A 19,574-nucleotide genomic window follows, 5' to 3' on the forward strand; every position below is an offset into this window, starting at 1 on the left:
CCCCCTGTACAATGATAAAGGGGCGGCACAAGTCCGCCCCATGCATTTTCTATTGTAACACAAATCGTGCTTTGTTCACCGGTTCACAGCTTTTGCGGAAGGTGTCGTCTCTTCTGATGTCATCACGTCATCTTCGAGCCCTTCGAACAAGTCTTCGTTAAGTGCGAACGTATCCATGAACTGCGCAATCCGCTCATCGGCATCTGGCTTCGCTGCCGCATCTTTAATATAAGACAACGGTTCACGCAACAACTGGTTGATGATTGATTTCATGTGTTTGCCAATGACTGTTTTTTCACGTTTCGACATCTCCGGTAATTTCCGTTCCAAGCTTTGCATCGTTTCTTGTTGAATGCGTAACGCCTGGTCTCGTAATTCCGTGATGATCGGTACGACACCAAGTGTCGTCATCCAACCTTCGAACTCAGCGATTGCCGCTTCAATCCGTTGTTCGATCTTCGCCGCTTCCTTCATTCGTTCCGCCATATTTTGTTGGACGATCGATGTCAGATCATCGACATCATACAAATGAACACCTGGCAAGTCACCGACGGTCGGTTCGATGTCGCGTGGTACGGCGATATCGATCAAGAGGAATGGACGATCGTGACGGAACAGCTGTGCAGCCGCGATGTCTTCGCGTTTGATGATGGCCCGTTTGGCACCCGTTGAAGAGATGACGATGTCTGCCCGAAGCAAACCGCACTGCATCTCGTTAATCGAATGTGCCGATCCTTCGAACCGATTCGCGACCTCTTCTGCTTTAGCTAACGTCCGGTTAAAGACCGTGATATCGCGTGCCCCTGCTTCATATAGGTTAAGCGTCGTCAATTCGCCGGTTTCTCCCGCACCGATGACGACGATTGATTTATCTTCAAGCGATCCGAGTAACTGTTCGGCAAGCGTGACAGCTGCAGCACTGACAGAAACGGCATTTTCACCGATTCCAGTTTCTGCGTGAGCCCGTTTGGCGAGCGTGACCGCTTCTTTGAAGAGTTTATTGAAGACCGTTCCTGTCGTTTCAAGCTTTTGCGCCATGAAGAAGCTTGTCTTGACTTGACCAAGAATCTGCGTTTCACCGACGATCATCGAATCAAGCCCACTTGTCACGCGGAACAGATGCTTCATCGCATCGAACCCTTCATGAATGAAGAGATACGGCTCGAGTTCTTCCATCGTCAAACCGAACCAGTTTGCAAGGAAACGTTTCGTATAATACCGTCCTGTATGTGGCTGATCCGTCACGACGTACAGTTCCGTCCGATTACATGTCGAGACGATGACACTTTCAAAAATACTTTTTTCATCGCGCAATGCGACGACCGCTCCCTTCATCTCATGCTCCCCAAATGAGACTTGTTCGCGTATTGATACAGGCGCTGTTTTGTTATTCAAGCCGACCACTACGATATGCATGCGCTCTACCCCTTACGTCCAAAGATTTCGTTCCGATCTATCTTTTCGTTCTCTATCCTACATTATAACCATTATAAAAAAGATTCCAATCAATTTATAAACTAAAATGAGTCGAAGTTGTGAAATCTTCTTCATTTTTTCTCTTCTTCTACCTTATCCCTCTCACATGAAAATCACAAACCCTCTGCTCCTAAAAAGAGCAGAGGGTTACACTTTACTTCAAGGATTCAGGTGATACCGTCACGTCCGGTACGTCGAGACGCTGCTGACGTAAACGATAGATCCGAGCGATATTTTGAACGACGACTTTTGAAACGGCGTATGTTGGAACCGCCAAGATGACACCGATGATTCCACCGATTTTCCCAGCAACGAGCAAGACGATGATGATCGTCAACGGATGAACCTTGAGTGTCTTTCCTTGGACATAAGGAGAAATCAAGTTCGACTCGATTTGCTGCGCGACGACGATCGTGATGATCGCATAGACGGCTTTGATCGGATCATCGATGAACCCGACGATGACCGCCGGTACGGCACCGATGTAGGGACCAAGATACGGAATGATGTTCGTGACCGTACAGAATAAGGCAAGCAGTAACGCATATTGAATATCTGCGATGAAGAAGCCAATCAATGACATGAGACCGACACAGATCGAGACGATGACCTGTCCATTGACATAATGCTTCACTGTCACGTGCATGTCGTGCAAGATTTTACGCGTTTCTGTTTCATAGCTTTTCGGCAACAGCTTCACGACGGAATCCGGAAACTTATAGCCGTCAAGCAACATGTAAACTAAGATGAACGGTACTAAGACGATGATTAAAACGGTCGAAGAGATGACACCGAAAATCGTTCCGACAGACGTCGAGACAGACTTAAAGACTGTACCGATATACGATGTTGCTTCATTCGTCCACTTGTCAAACAAGTCCGTGTTCTCGTGAACCCATGTCGAGATGAATCGGTTGTTCATCAATTGATCGCGTAAATTTAAAGTCTGATCACGCAATTCAACGACGAGTGTCGGAATGCTCGTCGCAAAATCCGTCACCTGTTCGACTAAGATGGGTCCGATTGATGCAACCGCAATCGTCAGGATCGAAATGAAACCAAGCAAGACGATTAGCACGGCAAGACCACGCTTCTTGACTCGTTTTTGTAGTGCGTCCACGATGCCAAGCGTAAAGTAATAGAAGATCCCTGCGATGATCAATGGCGGGAAGATCAAGGCTAACATGACACGAATTGGCTGGAATAAAAATGAAATTTTCGTTCCAACCCAGATGACGAGAAAAATCACTAATATCCAGATTAATGCTTTAAACCACTTGTTTCGTAACAACTCCACCTAACTTATCCCCCTCATACCTATTCGTCAGCCGACTTTTTCCTCGGTGACGTCTTCGAGACGCTGACGCTCCATCTGACCCCAGTTTCCTCGACCAGTCAAGAATTGAATCAATCCTCCTAGCTTGAAGAAGACGAGAATCGGACGGTACCAGAACGACTCGGTTAAGGACCATAGATACAACCGAATCAATTCCTTGACGTTCTTGAATCGGTGCATCGTCCACTCTTCCAATAATACGGCACCTGCTGACAATAGGGAACCATAGAGTAAAGCGACAACCAGCAAGACGATCCCAAATTCAAAGTTGAGTGTACCGACGAGTAGGTTGAGCGGAATGATGAAATAACCGATCAGTTCGACGATTGGTCCGAGTAGTTCAATTAAAAAGAAATACAACATCGAGACGCTACCAACAGAACCATATTTCGGATTGCCAATCATTCGTTTATGCGTCCACAACGTCTCAGCAAGACCACGATGCCAACGTGTTCGCTGTGACCGTAACACTTCCATCGACTCAGGAGCCTGTGTCCAGCAGACCGGCGCCGGAACGTACTCGATACGTTTATCGAGCTTATTTTCCTTCATGTACCGGTGTAAGCGGACGACAAGCTCCATGTCCTCACCGACGAGACCTTCTTTATATCCACCAGCCTGTACGACGATGTTCTTTTGGAACAATCCGAAGGCGCCGGAGACGATCAATAAGATATTGAAACGACTAAGACCAAGGCGACCGAACAAGAATGCTCGGAAATACTCGATCATCTGCATCAGGACGATCCGTTGCTTCGGTGTCCGAATCTCGACGATTTCGCCGCCTTCAATCGTACAACCGTTAACGAGGAAGATCGAACCACACGTCGCGACGACTTCTTCATCTGACTCAACGATCGGTTTCATGACTTTTAATAACGCATCGCGCTCTAAAATCGAATCCGCGTCGAGCGAACAGAAATACGGATAACTCGAGTAATCAATACCAGCATTCAAGGCATCTGCCTTTCCACCATTCTCTTTATCGATGACAATCAAACGACTATCAATGCGGGAACGGTAGACTTGTTTGACCGGCTTTGAACCAATCAAGATACGTGGATATTGAATTTCTTTTTCTAACTCATACGCGCGAAACAGCTCATCCATTGTTCCGTCTTTTGAACCATCGTTAATGACGAGTACCTCATGCTCTGGGTAGTCAAGGGCTAGCAAGGCTTGGACACTTGAGACGATCGTATATTCTTCATTATAGGCTGGAACAAGGATACTGACCGGTCGTGTATAGAGAGACCGCATCAATGGTAAATAGGAGCTTTCTTTTCGGCGGAACCGTTGCCGTCGCACCATCTGAGCAGAAATCAGATACAGCGTCGAATAGAATACGATGACGAGTAACATATAGATCAATACTGTCCATGAGAGGACTTCAATAATGGCTTGGATTGTCTCAGACGACATGATGCTTCATCTCCTTTGCCAACCGTTCGGTCGCTTTTTGACGCGCATAGCGGTCGGGGTGTGTACTTGAAACCTTCGCCAACTGTTCGATCCCACCACAAGCAAGTAACGCATCAAAGGCTGCCGTCCGGACCCACCATGATCGACTGCCGACAAACGGCAGGATCGCTGGTATCGCATCATCTGGAACGACGTGCTCTAAGAAACGAAGGGCAAGCATTTGCTCAACCCAACTTGATTCTTCTTCCAAGTAAGGCACATACAATTTCCAGTCTTCCTCAAGTCCAATCCGTGTGAGCGCGCGAAGGGCTCGCTTTCGGACTTCTGGATTCTTATCAGTCGTTTTATCGCGTACGAGCGCGATATAACGTGTCTCATCTCGATCAAAGATCAACTGGAGTATTGCTAGTCGAAACGATAGTGTAAGTTCATCGAACGATGTGACCCATTCTTGTAAGTCGTGACTACGACCGATCGCAAGAATCGCACCAAAGAAGCTGATATCATTTTCTTGTTTAGCAATCGCAATCGCATCTTGCGGGGATAAGGAGACAAGTGTCCGGACGATGACATCGCTCTCCTCTTTTTCAATTGCCTTTCCCCAACGGGCATGAATCATCGGTGCGACTGCGACCAAACGGAATTGAGAAACGGCTTCATAGGCGTTCAAGCGACGATCAATCCGCCGATGCTTCAATTGTTGCTCATAATACGCTTGCATATTAGAAGCGACGAAAGCTTGTATACGTTCAAGATGCACCGGCGTTGCCGTCAAGTTAGACAACGCGAACAATTCAAGCTCCGCTAAATCTTCGTTTCCTTTTTGAATCGTTGGCATGTCTTGACGTTCACTTGTCGCATAGTCATAGATGTCATCTCGAAAGGCAAGCTGCCAATCGCGACGCGCATGCTCACGATTGGCGCGTTTTCGTTTTTGAACGACAAGATAGATCAACGCTCCACCTTGTAAGAAGATGAGTACGACGATGAATACTAGAATCGCCTGCATCATCGGCCGTCCTCGACTTTGCGAATCCACGCACGGAACTCTTCGATTTTCAGTGGAAGCGTCATGATGTAATCAACACCACGATCAATCGCTAGGACATGATCACGTTCGCGGTTATACATCGAGATCATCATCGATTGGAATGGTGCGACACTCTGTTGTTTCGCTCGCAGCAGTAATTCCAATCCATCTGCTCGCGGCAATGCGGACGTGAACACGAGTAAGTACGGACGGGATGCTACATACTCATCAAGGAACGTCTCCGCTCGCTCGAACGTCATGAAGCGTTCGAAACGGTCCGTCAATTCCCGTTCCATCATCCGACGGATATGCGGATCTTCCGTTACGACGACAACGTCTGCGATATGATGGATCTTCTTATAACGCGCAAGGCGATCGAGAACAAGCTCCCTCGACAGCGTCGCCGGCAGAACTTCACGTGCGTTCTCTAACCCATAGAAAGAGGGTTCCGTATTAAAGTAAACGACGGGAATCCGCTCCTCAATGACGGGTTTGCTCGCGAGAACGACATCGGCATAAGAGATGTCCGTCCGCACGCACCATCCTTCCTCGATCAGACCATTGACCGTCTCCGGCATTTGTCCGACCGTGTGTACGAATAAGGTATTCGTCGTTGATTCTCGGACAGCCTCTTCCGTCCATTCGATCGTCGAACTGACCTCACGATCTTGAGTTGTTGATTCAAACGACTGATTGATTAATTTCCACATCTCTTCACGTCGCATTTAGTTTCCTCCCTCAGTGAATGCTTTTTTCATCGTATGATAGATAGGTTTCAATTCTTCCCGTTGCTGTGGATTCGTCCACTCGGCCCAGTTGTAGAAACCACGATTCTTCTCTGGAATACGTGTCTCACCGACTTGACCTGTGACTTCGATTCCTTCCGTGATCATCTTCGATTCGAGTCCATCTTTCCAGAAGTCTCCGATGATTTCATGTTTACTTGGATCACGCATATTCAAGACCATCCATGGAATACGAAGTTCAACGGTTGGTTTCGTGACATCTGAGATATCCGTTAAAATGTCATCTGGTTCTCCTTCATGTAAAACACCTGTGTCCCATTTGACGGCTGGTTTGACGATTTTTTTCGTCACCGGGTCTCGTCTTGCATAATCGAGCATTTGATAGATCGGAACGAACTTGCCGCTGTCTTTTTGATCAGACGGAGGTTTCACCATCTCAAACGGCATCTTCAGACCGTAGTGGTATCGGAAGATGTCATAGCGAGCATCGACATCGATACGCGCTGTCTGATCGATCGTCAGGCGGTATTCAGCTCCTTCGTCAAGCGTCAACGAACCGACTTTCGTGTTCCCATCATTCGGTTTCGTCGATAGTGCAAGTGTCGTCGGCTCTGCTTTCTTCCGGTCGATGCGTAAGTAGAGATAAGCCTCGTCGGAAGTCATATAAATCGCTCGATCCTTATTTTCAGCTACTGGTGCATACCCTTTCCAATCATCCAATTTCCCATCAATGATGATGTCTGAACGGAGGAATCCAAGCATCCCGAAATGTTGTTCACTTGTTTGAACATTCGACCAACGTGGACGGGTATCCGCATCGTCATAATCCATTGTGTTCCATGTTCGTTTGAACCATTCGTCTTGCCAGATGAAGACCAGTCCACCAGCCGTCTTGACGTCCTTGATGTCTTGATAGAGCTGCGCGACGAGTTCGCCTTGTTTCTTTTCACTGACATGTCCTTGGTCGAAACCGTTCGGTCCAAGGTGTGTCTTCCCGCGTGAACTTGGAATACCGAATTCCGATACAAGTAACGGCATATCATGATAGTCTTTCATTTCTTTCAAATAACGAGCGTAGGATTCAGAGCTCTTATCTGCTTTTTGACTGTATTCTTCCTTGATGAACGAAGGGTAATACGGATAGATGTGATAAGACGCAAACAAACCACCTGGGAAATCCTTCGTTGCTTTTAAATGATTGAAGTCGATCGAGACGAGATCTTGCTCTTCTTCGACCTCTTTCGGGTGTTTCAATGGATCCGTCGTCGGCCAGTTCGTCGAACCAATTGGTCGAGTCGTTCCGTACTCTTTGATTTCGTGTGCTGTCGCTGTATCCATCCGACCAGCAAGCCACGATTCGAACGGTGACGCCTCTTGTGTCGTCGTCACGTATTTCCCTTCGAATCGCGTGCCTTTGTTCTTTTTATTCGTCTCGACGACGGCTTCCGGTAACCATTCGATTCCGAAGACGAACGCTGAAACGTATTGCGAGACGTCTGAAGTATATGTTCCGGAAGCATGACCGACGACTTCCTTGACGACCGCGTTACCATGAATGACATCGACCATTCGTTTGGCTTCCGTATCGGTCATCTTCAAGAAGTCTGGTTCAAAAGCGTTCTTCAACTCTTCGAATGGTTTTTCCTCGACCCACATACCTTGCATCAAATAAATCGGTTGCTTCGCCCGTTCGTTATACGCTTTTAATGCATCGTAAAAAGCAGGAGGATGCAATGTATACACGCGAATCGTATTGACACCCAACTCGCCGATTTCCTTTAGCCAACGATCGTATTCATTACGACTGATGGCATGTTCCCCGGGAAATGCACCCGGTCGACCGAGTCCGACGTTAACGCCTTTGACGAAATACGGCTTCCATTCGCCATCTTGATACATCTCAAGCGTGTCTTGTCCTTCTCGTGCCCGAGTTCGTAATTCCTGATTGCCGACTTTCGTTTGTGAGAGTGGTTTTACTTTTGCAGCTTGCGTCGAAACACGTTTTGTATCTTCTAAAATTCGCGTCAATGTCGGGGCATAAATCTTCCAAAAGAATGCTGATTCACTCTCTGCACTATCGAGGATGAACTGTTTACGGAACCAATCAAGCCCACTATATCGATAGTAGCGCGGGATGTCCGCGACATCTGTATAGTCACCAGCAAAATAGTGTCCACTACCTTGCGTAACATACGCAGGGAACTCAAGCGGCAACTGATATTTCCGAAGCATCGCTTGGGTCTGCTTTGACGGTTTCCAAGAAAAATGCGCTTGTTGCTCGCCACCATCTAGCTCTAAAATCTCAAACCAGTAGTTATAACGCACCTCATCTTTTGCATTGCCCTTGTTTTTATCCCATTTATAAAGTAATGGTGTGTCATCATTGACGAAAAAAGCTTTTTCCGTTGAGTCATTGATGAAGACATAACCTGGACCAGATAGTTTAAATTCTTTTTCTTTCGCCTGTGCTTTTAATTGAGCTACGACGTTCTTCTCAAGACCTTGCAATTTTGTTAAATCCGGGAAAAAACGACCAATCCATCCTGTCCAAGCCGTTCCGAACAATTGACGAAACGCATTGGACCGTTCGACCGACGTCGGACTTGCCGCCGTATTGAACTCCGCCACGACGGTTTTCCCTTGCGAAATGGCTTCGGTCGCGAGCTCGACGTCTTCCGTCGTCAAGCCACCACGATGTTCTTTTTTTCCGTTGACGTCATATGACTTTCCATACGTATCCGTAAACAACAGCACATCTGCTTTAGAAGCCTGTTGTAGCATTTGCTTCCCTTGTGTACCGTCATAACGATTAATGTAATCCGAATACTTATAATCTTGCTCTTGCGCATTTCGGATTTTCAAGTGATTCAATAACCACGTCGTTCCAGCGTGCTCTCGCTCATCTGTACCGTTCGTATAATCAAATAGCGCGATATTTAATGTCTTTTCCTGCTTTAAGAACCAAATGGCAAATGGTGTCAGAATAAGTAATATGACGATTGCAAACGTCCATTTATAACGCCTCATATTGGCATAGCCTCCCACTAGAACAATTTGTTCCTATCATTGTAACGTGAATTAAATAATGTTCATATAATGGAAATCAAAAATGATGGAAGGAAATGATTAGATGCTATTTATAGATTACTTTAACCCTAATTAAAAAACGTTCTGCTCTCCTATTGCCGGAGAACAGAACGTTTCGTTATTTTACAGTAGACGATAAATCGCTTCCCATGCGGCATCGACGCCTTCTCCTGTCTCAGATGAGAAAGGAATCAAGGTATCTTGACCGTCAAATTGCAATTTACGTTTGATTGCCGCGATATGTTTATCACGTTGACTCTTTTTGATCTTATCGAGTTTTGTCGCAACGACGATGACCGGTAGATCGTAATACTTCAAGAAATCATACATCGTCACATCATCCGCAGACGGATCGTGTCGGATGTCGACGAGCTGTACGACACCTTTGAGGATTTCCCGTTGCGTGAAGTACTTCTCCATCATCTTGCCCCATGCTTCACGCTCCGTCTTCGAGACTTTCGCATACCCGTAACCCGGTACATCGACGAACATGACTTCATCATTGATGTTGAAGAAGTTCAAGGTTTGCGTCTTACCTGGTTTCGAAGATGTCCGTGCGAGTGCTTTTCGCTGGACCAGCTTATTGATGAAGGAAGACTTTCCGACGTTCGATCGCCCTGCGAGTGCCACTTCTGGCAACATTGGCTCCGGATAATGTTCCGGATTGACGCCACTCGTAATAAAATCAGCTTTATAAATTTTCATGTTACTCTCCTTTTAATGCATGTTCGAGCACTTGCTCCATCGTCGCGACCGGAATGAATTCCATTCCTGCGCGAACGCTTTCCGGGATATCATCGATGTCCCGCGTATTGTCTTGCGGCAGCAGAACGGTCGTCAAGCCCGCACGATGTGCTGCGAGTGACTTCTCCTTTAATCCACCGATCGGTAAGACACGTCCACGCAACGTGATTTCACCTGTCATCCCGACATCCCGGCGAACCGGACGTTTTGTTAAAGCGGAAATCAATGCTGTCGCGAGTGTGATCCCAGCAGATGGACCATCTTTCGGTACAGCACCTTCAGGAACGTGGATGTGGATGTCTTGCGTTTCGTAGAAATTCGGTTCGATGCCAAGGGACGTCGCATTCGCTCGGACGAAGCTATAAGCGGTCTGAGCCGACTCTTGCATGACATCACCGAGTTTCCCGGTTAACTGCAATTTCCCTTTACCCGGAGCAAGGCTGACTTCGATCGTCAACGTATCGCCCCCAAAAGCAGTATACGCTAAACCAGTCACCGCGCCAATCATATCTTCGAGCTCGCCTTGACCATAGCGGTAGATCGGTTTGCCTAAGAAATCATCCAGATTACGTTTTGTCACCGTCACCCGTTTCTTCTCACCCATCGCGATTTGTTTCGCTGCTTTCCGGCAAAGTGAGCCGAGAACACGTTCGAGATTCCGGACACCGGCTTCTCGTGTATAACGCCGGACGACTTCTTCTAGCGCGTCTGCCTTGACTGTTAATTGACTCTTTTTCAGACCATGTTCAGCCAGTTGCTTCGATAAGAGATGACGAACGGCAATTTCCGTTTTCTCTTGTTCCGTATAGCCACCGATTTGAATCAGTTCCATCCGGTCGAGCAATGGTCCGGGGATATTCGAGACATCGTTCGCTGTCGCGATGAACAGAACGTTCGATAGATCGAACGGTTCTTCGATATAGTGATCAGAAAAGCTGTTGTTTTGTTCTGGATCAAGAACTTCAAGCATCGCGGACGACGGGTCACCACGGAAGTCATTTGACATTTTATCGATCTCATCGAGCAGGAAGACCGGGTTGTTCGTTCCTGCTTGTTTTAAACCACGAATGATTCGACCTGGCATCGCACCGATATATGTCCGGCGATGTCCACGGATCTCCGCTTCGTCGCGCACGCCACCAAGTGAGACGCGGACGAACTTCCGCTCGAGCGCTGTTGCAATCGAACGGGCAAGCGACGTTTTCCCGACTCCCGGAGGACCAGATAGACAGAGAATCGGTCCACGTAATGAGTCCGTTAATTGACGAACGGCAAGATACTCAAGGATCCGTTCTTTGACCTTCTCTAGACCGTAATGGTCCTTTTCAAGCTGTTCCGAAGCAGCCGAGACGTTCAAGAAATCATCGGTTGCTTCATTCCACGGCAACGAGAAGAACCATTCGAGATAGTTGCGAATGACCCCATGTTCGGGACTCGTCGCTGGTACGACCGCTAAACGACTGATTTCCTTCTCGACGTTTGCAACCGTCGTTTCTGGTAAATCAAGCATCGCTAGCTGTTCCCGGTATTTCGTCGCATCACTTTCAACAGAAGCCGACTCGCCACCGAGTTCTTGTTGAATCGTCTTCAATTGTTCCCGCAAGTAATACTCGCGTTGCGATTGTTCAATCGTCTTCTTCGTCCGTTCACGCATCTCGCGTTCGAGTTCGACGACTTCATATTCGTGCTTCATGACGTCAAGCAACATCAACCCTCGTTCGACTGGATCCTGTTGTTCGAGAAACTCCTGTTTCTTCGAGATATCGATTGGTAACTTCGACGTGATATAGTCCGTTAATGAGTCGAGACGTTCGTATGTCTCGAACCGACGACGTTCATCCGTTCCGATTCCTTTGATCCGAGAGACGAGCTGACCGAACTGTTCTTTAATCAGACGAACAAGTGCTTCTTGTTTCGCCCCTTTGATGTCCATCTTCTCGATTGGTTCGATGACGGCTTGATATCCCTCGTCCGTCTCCTCGACGTTTTCAATCCGGACGCGTTCCTTCCCGATGACGCGGACACGGACCGTATCATTCCCGAGTTCACTCATCTTCGCGATTTGAACGAGTGTACCAACCTGGTGCAGCCCGTCGACAGACGGCTCTGCTTCTGGGTCACGTTGCGTGACGACGACGAGATCAATTTCGTGTTCCTTTGATGCAAGTAAGGCTTTTAAGGATACCGGACGCCCGACATCAATCGTCAATCCGATCAACGGATACGCAACGACACCGCGTAACGGTAAAAGTGGATATTGTTTTTTCTTCATTCGAATTCCTCCTAAACAAAAAGACTCGGAAAGGCGTACAAGTAGCCTCCGAGCCGATTTGTCACGGTGTTACGCCGTTTCTTTTTCTTTCCCATGTTCAATTGTACCATCTTTCAACTCAAGCGTTGGACCGCGTTTACCAGTCAACGTTTCTGCTGTAATGATGACTTTCGCGATGTCTTCACGCGATGGGATTTCGAACATGATATCAAGCATAGTTTCTTCGATGATGGAACGAAGACCACGCGCACCTGTTTTACGTTCGATTGCAAGTTTTGCAATCTCAAGAAGTGCATCTTCCGTGAAGTCGAGTTCGACATCATCGAGTTGAAGCATTTTCTTATATTGTTTCACGAGGGCGTTTTTCGGTTTCGTCAAGATTTGAACGAGTGCCTCTTCATCAAGTGGCTCGAGCGTCGCCATGACCGGCAAACGACCGATGAACTCTGGAATCAAACCGAACTTTTGAAGATCTTCTGGTAATGCAGCTGCCAGAATTTCTTTTTGTGTAAGGTTACGGTTCTCTGAATCGTTTCCGAATCCGATGACTTTTTTACCAAGACGACGTTTGATCGACTGATCGATACCATCGAATGCGCCACCGACGATAAACAAGATGTTCGTCGTATCGATTTGGATGAATTCTTGATGTGGGTGTTTTCGTCCACCTTGTGGCGGTACACTCGCAACCGTTCCTTCCAAAATCTTCAGCAAGGCTTGTTGGACACCCTCACCAGATACGTCACGTGTAATCGACGGGTTTTCTGATTTACGAGCGATCTTATCGATCTCATCAATGTAGATGATTCCTTTTTCAGCCTTCTCAACATCATAGTCTGCTGCTTGGATGAGTTTCAACAGGATGTTCTCGACGTCTTCACCGACATAACCGGCTTCCGTCAAACTTGTTGCATCTGCAATCGCAAACGGTACGTTCAAGATACGTGCCATCGTTTGGGCAAGAAGTGTTTTACCGCTACCTGTTGGTCCAATCATGACGATGTTCGACTTCGAAAGCTCGACATCATCTGCGCGACCACCAGCATTGATTCGTTTGTAGTGATTATACATCGCTACAGACAACGACTTCTTCGCTTTTTCTTGACCGATGACATAATCGTCAAGTGTCGTACGAATTTCATGCGGTTTCGGAACATTCTTTAGCTCGACTTCTTCTTCAGTGCCGAGTTCTTCCTCTACGATTTCATTGCAGAGTTCGATACACTCGTCGCAAATGTAAACGCCAGGTCCAGCAACAAGTTTGCGTACTTGTTCTTGTGTCTTTCCACAGAAAGAACATTTTAGCTGACCTTTTTCTTCGTTAAATTTAAACATAAAGGTCCACCCCTTTAACGTGGAAATTGTATGGATGCCTGTAGCATCCCGTCTCACGTTTTACTATTTATGATTGTAGCATGAACAAGGAAAGTCTTTCAAATCCTGGACGAACGATTTACAGTTTGATGTTCTGAACCAAGGATCGTTTGTCCTTGTTTGACCTATCGTACAAAAAAATCGACTCCAAGACCAGAAATTGGGCTTGAAGTCGATCGAAAACCATGAAATGGCTTATTTTGCTTTTGCGTTGTCGACGAGAACATCGATAGCTTTACGGAATTGAAGATCGCCTTTAAGCGTTTCAAGACCACCTTGTGGTGCAAGCATCGTTTCAAGTTGATCTGCAGGGATGTTGTAGAGTTCTGACATTGATTGAAGTTCAGCTTGAGTTTCCTCATCTGTTACTTCGATTTTTTCGTCAGCAACGATTTGCTTGAGGACGAGACGTGCTTTAACGCGCTCTTCCGCTTGCTCTTTCATTTCAGAACGCATTGCCTCTTCTGTCGTTCCAGTCAACTGGAAGTACATGTTGAGGTCGATGCCTTGTGATTGAATACGTTGTGTGAACTCTTGAACCATACGCTCGACTTCGTTTTCGACCATGACTTCTGGAAGATCAACTGTCGCATTTTTCGTAGCCGCTTCGACTAACTCATCGCGCATTGAAGCATCAGCTTCTTGTTTGCGTGTGTTTTCGAGACGCGTACGGATTTTTGTTTTCAACTCGTCGAGTGAAGAAACTTCTTCATCCATTTCTTTTGCGAACTCATCTGTCAATTCAGGGAGCTCTTGTGCTTTAACTTCGTGGATCGTTACTTTGAATGTAACTGGTTTTCCAGCGAGTGATGCTTCGTGGTATTCCTCTGGGAATGTCACTTCAAGATCTTTTTGCTCGCCAGTTTTTAAACCGACCATTTGCTCTTCGAATCCAGGAATGAAGTTTCCAGAACCGATGACGAGTGAGTAGTTCTCAGCAGTTCCGCCGTCGAATTGGTTTTCCCCATCGAAACCTGCGAAGTCGAATACGACTGTATCGCCATTCTCGATGACGCCATCTTCTTTAACGACGAGTTCTGCACCGCGTTCTTGTAATGTTTTGAGTTCAGCGTCGACGTCTTCGTCAGTAACGTTCGTTTCAACTGCTGTGTACTCAAGACCTTTGTACTCACCGAGTGTAGCTTCTGGCTCGATGACGAACGTGATTTTGAATTCGACTGGCTTGCCTTTTTCGAGTGTTTCAACGTCGATGTTCTCAAGCGCGATTGGCTCGATTCCTGATTCGACGACTGCACCTTCAATTGTGTCCTTGTAAAGGATATCGAGTGCATCTTGGTACAGTGCTTCTTCACCGTACATTTTGTTGAACATTGCGCGTGGCATTTTTCCTTTGCGGAAACCAGGTGTGTTCAAAGTCTTAACGACTTTCTTGAACGCTTGGTCTACCGCTTTATCAAATGCTTCAGCAGGCGCTTCATACGTGAGGACGCCGAGGCTACCTGATTGTTTTTCCCATTTTGCAGTCATGCTGAGTCCCTCCAAAATTGTCAATTAGCGTACATGTGTGTACAACAAGTCACATTATAGCACAATCGTTCTGACGATTACCACTGTTGAACGAATCGTTTCCAGATGTCTCAATCGAAGTAAATCTGCTCGAATGCGATGACTTCTGGATAAAGGATATGTGCCGCTCGATATAACCGCTTCGCCAGCGGACTGAGGATACGTTCCGGTTCTTCACGTTCAAATGTCAGACCTGCGAGTTCTTCGCAGGCTGCGAGCCACTTCTCCATGTCTGATCCAATTCGTTCTCGCTCTTCAAGATGGATTAATTGATCCGATCGCAAGACGAGTAACGCTCGGAACGGATCCATTCGCTCTAACGTATGCATCGATGCCAGTAACGCTTGTTGCTCCTGTTGATGTACCAGCAAAATTTCTTCTAACTCTTCACGTGACGAGATCGTCCAGTCTACATCTACGTGTGGCACATGAATGCTCACCGGATATGACACGTGATCAAGCACGCTTCCTAATAACTGATCAATGACGAGTAGACTTTGATGTTCTGTCTCTTGCGCCTGAAGGTATTTTTGTGTGATGTATGCAATGAGCTCAGATGTCCGTTCGAATTCCCTACCGGTCAATTGGCGCATTTGTTCAACCCAACTGCCATGTCGCAACACATGCATCAATTCCGTTGCTGATGTTACCTCACGCTGCGCAACAGGGTTGTTTTGAACTGCCGGCTTTTGTTCGCGAACACGCATCTGTTGTTTGATTTCATCTAATCGAAGCGCGAGCCCATAAGGTAGATACGGTGACGCCGAGCGCAAAGCGAGTTTCATCGGATAACGTTCTCCGAGTTCATAAAGAAAGAGTGCGAGCACTTGCTCGACACCCTCGACTTCAAGAAATCGTTCTGCCACTGTTTCAAATCGTTCCCGGTCATGCATTAAGAGTGGTTGAATGACATAGAGCCGGTGTAAGACATCTTCTCCTGTCAATTGGTCAGTCTCTAATTCCATAATCAATTGTTCTTGTTTAGAAGCGGGCAAACGAAGAATGCGCGCTCGCTCTACTTCTAGTTCATGTTCCATCCAGCGCGATGTCCCCATATTCCGGCACTCCTTCATGTTCAACTTATTTCGTAAATGGGTCGAGTAAAGATGTCCAGTTCGTGATTGCTTCTTGAAGTTGTCCTGCCTGCTCGATTCCTAATCGATTCAACGTATCTAACGAGACGTCCGCTTCAAGTAATCGAGCGATGTCTTCCGATTGATTCACGTACTGCTCGAGTTTTGCACTTAAATTTTGCAATTCTTGTGGCGGATTTTCAAGTCCCGCTAATCGTTGATCGATTTGATCCAGTTCTTGATTGAACTGATCAATCGTTCCGTTTTCCTTCAACTTTTCGATTTGTTGATCGAGTGCCTGTTCAGGGTTTGCAGATTCACGCGCTGTCGTAGCCGCTTCATTCAAGGAAGCCGACAAATCTGACGTGACTTGGGCCGTATCTTTTGCAATGCCTTGAAGTTCTCCAGCGTAATCGACACTATTTTTTACATCGTTGACTTGTTGTTTTGCATCGTCGACTGTATTTGAAATCTCACTACATCCAGCAAGAAACGTACTTAGCACAAGGACTGCTCCAACTTTCTTCCACATTGCATTCATCCCTTTCGAGTTCATGATACCTTAATTATAATCGAAAATCGGAATAAAAAAAAGAGACCACCCTCGTAAGGGCAGTCTCTATTTTAATTATAGCGTCCCAAGAGGGATTCGAACCCCCGACCGACGGCTTAGAAGGCCGTTGCTCTATCCTGCTGAGCTATTGGGACGTGTCAACACGAATAAACTATACTAGAACAATTCTTTCGTGTCAATCACATTACAAACATTGCATTTATTTTATTACAAAAATGTTCCGTCCAGATGCAGGGCATTCACTCGATCGCCATTCACATCGAGAAAATCGACAGAATAACGGTTTTGATCCACTTCAAGAATCGCATACGTCTTGTCTGGTCGATGACGTGGCATCCGGATTGAACCTGGATTGATGAATAACACGCCGTCCCGATATTCAGCCTTCGCAACATGGGAATGACCATATAAGACGATGTCCGCCTGCTTTTCCTTCGCATGATGCTGCAAGACATCTAGACTGTATTTGACGTCCTGACGATGTCCGTGGACACAAAGGATGGTACGACCATCTATTTCCGACATGACTTCTTCCGGAAAATCGTGTCCGTAATCGCAATTTCCTCGGACAACACGATATGGATATAATGATTCGATGTCGCGCGTCAATTGGGAGTCCCCACAATGAAATGCCAAATCCACGTCTTGGTGACGTTCGAATATCGTAAGCAGTTCTTGTTCTAGTCCATGGCTATCACTAACGATCAACGCTCTCATCTTCATCACACTCCTAAGAAAATAGTTAAGTCCTGTTCGAGCTTGCGCAATGCATTGCCACGATGACTAATCATCGCTTTTTCTTCTTTCGTCAACTCAGCAGCCGTCTGTCCGCTTGCCGTGACGAACAATGGATCATAACCGAAACCGTTCGAACCCGCCGCTTCAAAACCGATTCGCCCTTCCATCGTTCCACGAACCGTCAATGTCTCGCCTGTTGGTTTCGCTAGCGCGAGGACACAAACGAAGCGCGCTGTCCGCTCTTCCTCCGGAACACCTTCTAACTTTTCAAGTAGTAGAGCGTTATTCGCCGCATCCGACTTTTCAAGACCCGCGAATCGTGCCGAGTAGACACCTGGAGCGCCATCTAAAGCATCGACTTCAAGACCTGAATCATCAGCAAGTACTGCGTGACCAAAGTAGGCTGCTGCCTCTGTTGCTTTTAAGAGTGCATTTTCCTCGAATGTCTCACCTGTTTCGTCTGTTTCCGGAGCATCGGCGTGATTGAGTAACGATTCGACCGTATAACCGAGACGACCCAGCATGCTTTCAAGTTCCTTCACTTTACCTGCATTGTGTGTTGCGACGATGACCTTCATCTATATTCCCCCACTTCTTCTCCTACATACCACCAAGAGACACCGAGTGCATCTCGACCAGCATCAATCAGTTCCTTAATTCCTTTTTCCCCAAGTTCGAGCATATCGAGCATCTCTTGACGGGAAAATGTCGACTCTTCACCCGTTGCTTGCATCTCGACGATTTTACCCGATGAGGTCATGACGAGATTGAAGTCGACTTCAGCCGCAGCATCCTCTTCGTAGCATAAATCGAGCAAGACATTCGAATCAACGATTCCAACCGAGATCGCTGCGATGCCTTCCTTGATTGGCGTATCCGTCAGTTTCCCGGCTTGGATCAATTGATCGACTGCTCGGACGAGTGCTAAGAAACCACCAGTGATCGATGCCGTTCGTGTGCCACCATCTGCTTGAATGACATCACAATCGATCCAGATTGTTCGTTCCCCAAGCTTCTCTAAATCGACGACCGCTCGAAGCGAGCGACTAATCAGACGTTGGATTTCCATCGTCCGTCCCGTCTGCTTGCCGCGGACGGCTTCTCGTGCGGTCCGCTGAGCCGTTGCACGTGGTAACATCGAATATTCCGCATTGATCCAGCCCTGGCGTTTACCGCGAAGGAACGGTGGCACCTTCTCCTCGACGGTCGCCGTACAGAGGACTTTCGTATCGCCCAGTTCAATCAAGACAGAACCTTCTGCGTGTTTATTGACATCAATCGATAATTGAATAGGACGGAGATGGTCCGCCGTTCGTTGGTCTATCCGCATTTAATCTTCCTCCGTTCCAAGCACGATGCGCTCCGCATGGATGGTCTGATCGAGCCAGTCCGTCGCAATCTGATCAAATGAGCGGATATCGCCTGTCGCGTAATAACGATGTTCCGGAATTTGTGTCACATCTGCTGAAATCGTATTGTAATCAAGTAGTGCTGCTACCTCGAGCGCTGTCTCGTCTCCTGAAGAGATTAGTTGGACGCCTGGTCCGATGACCCGTCCAATCACATCTGCTAGGAGCGGGTAATGGGTGCACCCGAGGATCAATGTATCCATATCGTAATTCATCAATGGTCGTAATGTATTGGCAACGACACGCTCGACGTACGCACCGTCTGTCTGCATCGACTCGACGAGCGGAACGAATGGCGGGCACGCTAGCGATTCGACGACGACTTGTCCTTCGACGTGGCGTAACGCCTTCTCATAGGAATTACTTGTAATCGTCATCTTCGTTCCGATGACACCAATTCGTTTCGTACGCGTCACCTTGACTGCCGCACGGGCCCCAGGATCAATGACACCGATGACAGGTATATTTAAACGTTCTCGCGCTTCTTTTAGGACGACAGCCGTGGCTGTGTTACAGGCGATCACGATCAACTTCACATCTTGTTGCACGAGATAATCAATCATCTCCCACGTAAACTCACGAATCTCTTCTTCTGGGCGAGGACCATACGGGCATCGTAATGTATCTCCGACATAGATGATTCGTTCGTGGGGCAACTGTCGCATCAACTCACGTGCGACCGTCAACCCACCGACTCCGGAATCTAGTACTCCAATCGCTCGATTCACTCTTCTCCACCTCTTTCTCTCTTTCCTATGGTAACAAA

General features: G+C 47.1%; 16 protein-coding genes and 1 tRNA gene. All 17 read right to left on the reverse strand.

The genetic code is table 11. The features are described 5' to 3' along the window. Nucleotides 1–75: 75 nt before the first annotated feature. Complete coding sequence (gene hemA, locus KNQ03_RS04985; protein ID WP_029342279.1) at nucleotides 76–1,416, reverse strand: glutamyl-tRNA reductase; 1,341 nt, start codon at nucleotides 1,414–1,416, stop codon at nucleotides 76–78. 214 nt (nucleotides 1,417–1,630) lie between these two features. Next, complete coding sequence (locus KNQ03_RS04990; protein ID WP_050677618.1) at nucleotides 1,631–2,773, reverse strand: AI-2E family transporter; 1,143 nt, start codon at nucleotides 2,771–2,773, stop codon at nucleotides 1,631–1,633. A 27-nt stretch (nucleotides 2,774–2,800) separates the two neighbouring features. Continuing rightward, complete coding sequence (locus KNQ03_RS04995; RefSeq protein ID WP_050677619.1) at nucleotides 2,801–4,234, reverse strand: glycosyltransferase family 2 protein; 1,434 nt, start codon at nucleotides 4,232–4,234, stop codon at nucleotides 2,801–2,803. Then, a complete protein-coding gene (locus KNQ03_RS05000; protein WP_214723759.1) occupies nucleotides 4,224–5,243 on the reverse strand; it encodes a HEAT repeat domain-containing protein in 1,020 nt (339 codons plus the stop codon). Before KNQ03_RS05000 ends, KNQ03_RS04995 begins: the two co-directional genes overlap by 11 nt. Further along, nucleotides 5,243–5,989, reverse strand: a complete 747-nt coding sequence (locus KNQ03_RS05005) for a response regulator (RefSeq protein WP_214723761.1) — start codon at nucleotides 5,987–5,989, stop codon at nucleotides 5,243–5,245. Before KNQ03_RS05005 ends, KNQ03_RS05000 begins: the two co-directional genes overlap by 1 nt. After that, nucleotides 5,990–9,037 (reverse strand): hypothetical protein, encoded by a 3,048-nt coding sequence (locus tag KNQ03_RS05010; RefSeq protein ID WP_251133469.1) that lies wholly within the window; start codon nucleotides 9,035–9,037, stop codon nucleotides 5,990–5,992. 183 nt (nucleotides 9,038–9,220) lie between these two features. After that, the gene (yihA, locus tag KNQ03_RS05015) at nucleotides 9,221–9,802 is read right to left on the reverse strand and encodes a ribosome biogenesis GTP-binding protein YihA/YsxC (RefSeq protein WP_214723763.1); all 582 of its coding nucleotides are present in this window, start codon (nucleotides 9,800–9,802) and stop codon (nucleotides 9,221–9,223) included. A gap of 1 nt (nucleotide 9,803) precedes the next feature. Further along, the gene (lon, locus tag KNQ03_RS05020; protein ID WP_023468976.1) at nucleotides 9,804–12,113 is read right to left on the reverse strand and encodes an endopeptidase La; all 2,310 of its coding nucleotides are present in this window, start codon (nucleotides 12,111–12,113) and stop codon (nucleotides 9,804–9,806) included. A 69-nt stretch (nucleotides 12,114–12,182) separates the two neighbouring features. After that, entirely contained in the window at nucleotides 12,183–13,448 is a 1,266-nt protein-coding gene (gene clpX / locus KNQ03_RS05025; RefSeq protein WP_023468977.1) for an ATP-dependent protease ATP-binding subunit ClpX, read from the reverse strand. 234 nt (nucleotides 13,449–13,682) lie between these two features. Continuing rightward, complete coding sequence (gene tig, locus KNQ03_RS05030) at nucleotides 13,683–14,975, reverse strand: trigger factor (protein ID WP_029342286.1); 1,293 nt, start codon at nucleotides 14,973–14,975, stop codon at nucleotides 13,683–13,685. A 110-nt stretch (nucleotides 14,976–15,085) separates the two neighbouring features. Beyond that, a complete protein-coding gene (locus tag KNQ03_RS05035; protein ID WP_214723765.1) occupies nucleotides 15,086–16,069 on the reverse strand; it encodes a hypothetical protein in 984 nt (327 codons plus the stop codon). 25 nt (nucleotides 16,070–16,094) lie between these two features. Further along, nucleotides 16,095–16,619, reverse strand: a complete 525-nt coding sequence (locus KNQ03_RS05040; RefSeq protein ID WP_231681742.1) for a hypothetical protein — start codon at nucleotides 16,617–16,619, stop codon at nucleotides 16,095–16,097. 102 nt (nucleotides 16,620–16,721) lie between these two features. Further along, a tRNA-Arg gene (locus KNQ03_RS05045) sits at nucleotides 16,722–16,795 on the reverse strand. 73 nt (nucleotides 16,796–16,868) lie between these two features. After that, nucleotides 16,869–17,378 carry a metallophosphoesterase family protein gene (locus KNQ03_RS05050; RefSeq protein WP_050677624.1) on the reverse strand — a complete coding sequence of 170 codons (510 nt, stop codon included), beginning with the start codon at nucleotides 17,376–17,378 and terminating at the stop codon, nucleotides 16,869–16,871. Nucleotides 17,379–17,383: 5 nt separating this feature from the next. Continuing rightward, nucleotides 17,384–17,977, reverse strand: coding sequence for an XTP/dITP diphosphatase (locus tag KNQ03_RS05055; RefSeq protein WP_214723766.1), 594 nt, complete (start codon nucleotides 17,975–17,977; stop codon nucleotides 17,384–17,386). Beyond that, nucleotides 17,974–18,729 carry a ribonuclease PH gene (gene rph / locus KNQ03_RS05060; protein ID WP_214723768.1) on the reverse strand — a complete coding sequence of 252 codons (756 nt, stop codon included), beginning with the start codon at nucleotides 18,727–18,729 and terminating at the stop codon, nucleotides 17,974–17,976. The genes KNQ03_RS05055 and rph overlap by 4 nt, the downstream gene beginning before the upstream one ends. Further along, nucleotides 18,730–19,536 (reverse strand): glutamate racemase, encoded by an 807-nt coding sequence (racE, locus tag KNQ03_RS05065; protein ID WP_023468984.1) that lies wholly within the window; start codon nucleotides 19,534–19,536, stop codon nucleotides 18,730–18,732. Between the last annotated feature and the right edge of the window lie 38 nt (nucleotides 19,537–19,574).

The organism is Exiguobacterium sp. s143 (assembly GCF_018618895.1).
GTDB classification, from domain to species: Bacteria; Bacillota; Bacilli; order Exiguobacteriales; family Exiguobacteriaceae; genus Exiguobacterium_A; species Exiguobacterium_A abrahamii.

What these genes read in the sequence shown, in the direction of transcription:
- hemA (WP_029342279.1), bottom strand. Translation starts at nt 1,416, where the DNA reads ATGCATATCGTAGTGGTCGGCTTGAATAACAAAACAGCGCCTGTATCA.
- KNQ03_RS04995 (WP_050677619.1), bottom strand. Translation starts at nt 4,234, where the DNA reads ATGTCGTCTGAGACAATCCAAGCCATTATTGAAGTCCTCTCATGGACA.
- KNQ03_RS05000 (WP_214723759.1), bottom strand. Translation starts at nt 5,243, where the DNA reads ATGCAGGCGATTCTAGTATTCATCGTCGTACTCATCTTCTTACAAGGT.
- KNQ03_RS05005 (WP_214723761.1), bottom strand. Translation starts at nt 5,989, where the DNA reads ATGCGACGTGAAGAGATGTGGAAATTAATCAATCAGTCGTTTGAATCA.
- KNQ03_RS05010 (WP_251133469.1), bottom strand. Translation starts at nt 9,037, where the DNA reads ATGAGGCGTTATAAATGGACGTTTGCAATCGTCATATTACTTATTCTG.
- yihA (WP_214723763.1), bottom strand. Translation starts at nt 9,802, where the DNA reads ATGAAAATTTATAAAGCTGATTTTATTACGAGTGGCGTCAATCCGGAA.
- lon (WP_023468976.1), bottom strand. Translation starts at nt 12,113, where the DNA reads ATGAAGAAAAAACAATATCCACTTTTACCGTTACGCGGTGTCGTTGCG.
- clpX (WP_023468977.1), bottom strand. Translation starts at nt 13,448, where the DNA reads ATGTTTAAATTTAACGAAGAAAAAGGTCAGCTAAAATGTTCTTTCTGT.
- tig (WP_029342286.1), bottom strand. Translation starts at nt 14,975, where the DNA reads ATGACTGCAAAATGGGAAAAACAATCAGGTAGCCTCGGCGTCCTCACG.
- KNQ03_RS05035 (WP_214723765.1), bottom strand. Translation starts at nt 16,069, where the DNA reads ATGGGGACATCGCGCTGGATGGAACATGAACTAGAAGTAGAGCGAGCG.
- KNQ03_RS05040 (WP_231681742.1), bottom strand. Translation starts at nt 16,619, where the DNA reads ATGTGGAAGAAAGTTGGAGCAGTCCTTGTGCTAAGTACGTTTCTTGCT.
- KNQ03_RS05050 (WP_050677624.1), bottom strand. Translation starts at nt 17,378, where the DNA reads ATGAGAGCGTTGATCGTTAGTGATAGCCATGGACTAGAACAAGAACTG.
- KNQ03_RS05055 (WP_214723766.1), bottom strand. Translation starts at nt 17,977, where the DNA reads ATGAAGGTCATCGTCGCAACACACAATGCAGGTAAAGTGAAGGAACTT.
- rph (WP_214723768.1), bottom strand. Translation starts at nt 18,729, where the DNA reads ATGCGGATAGACCAACGAACGGCGGACCATCTCCGTCCTATTCAATTA.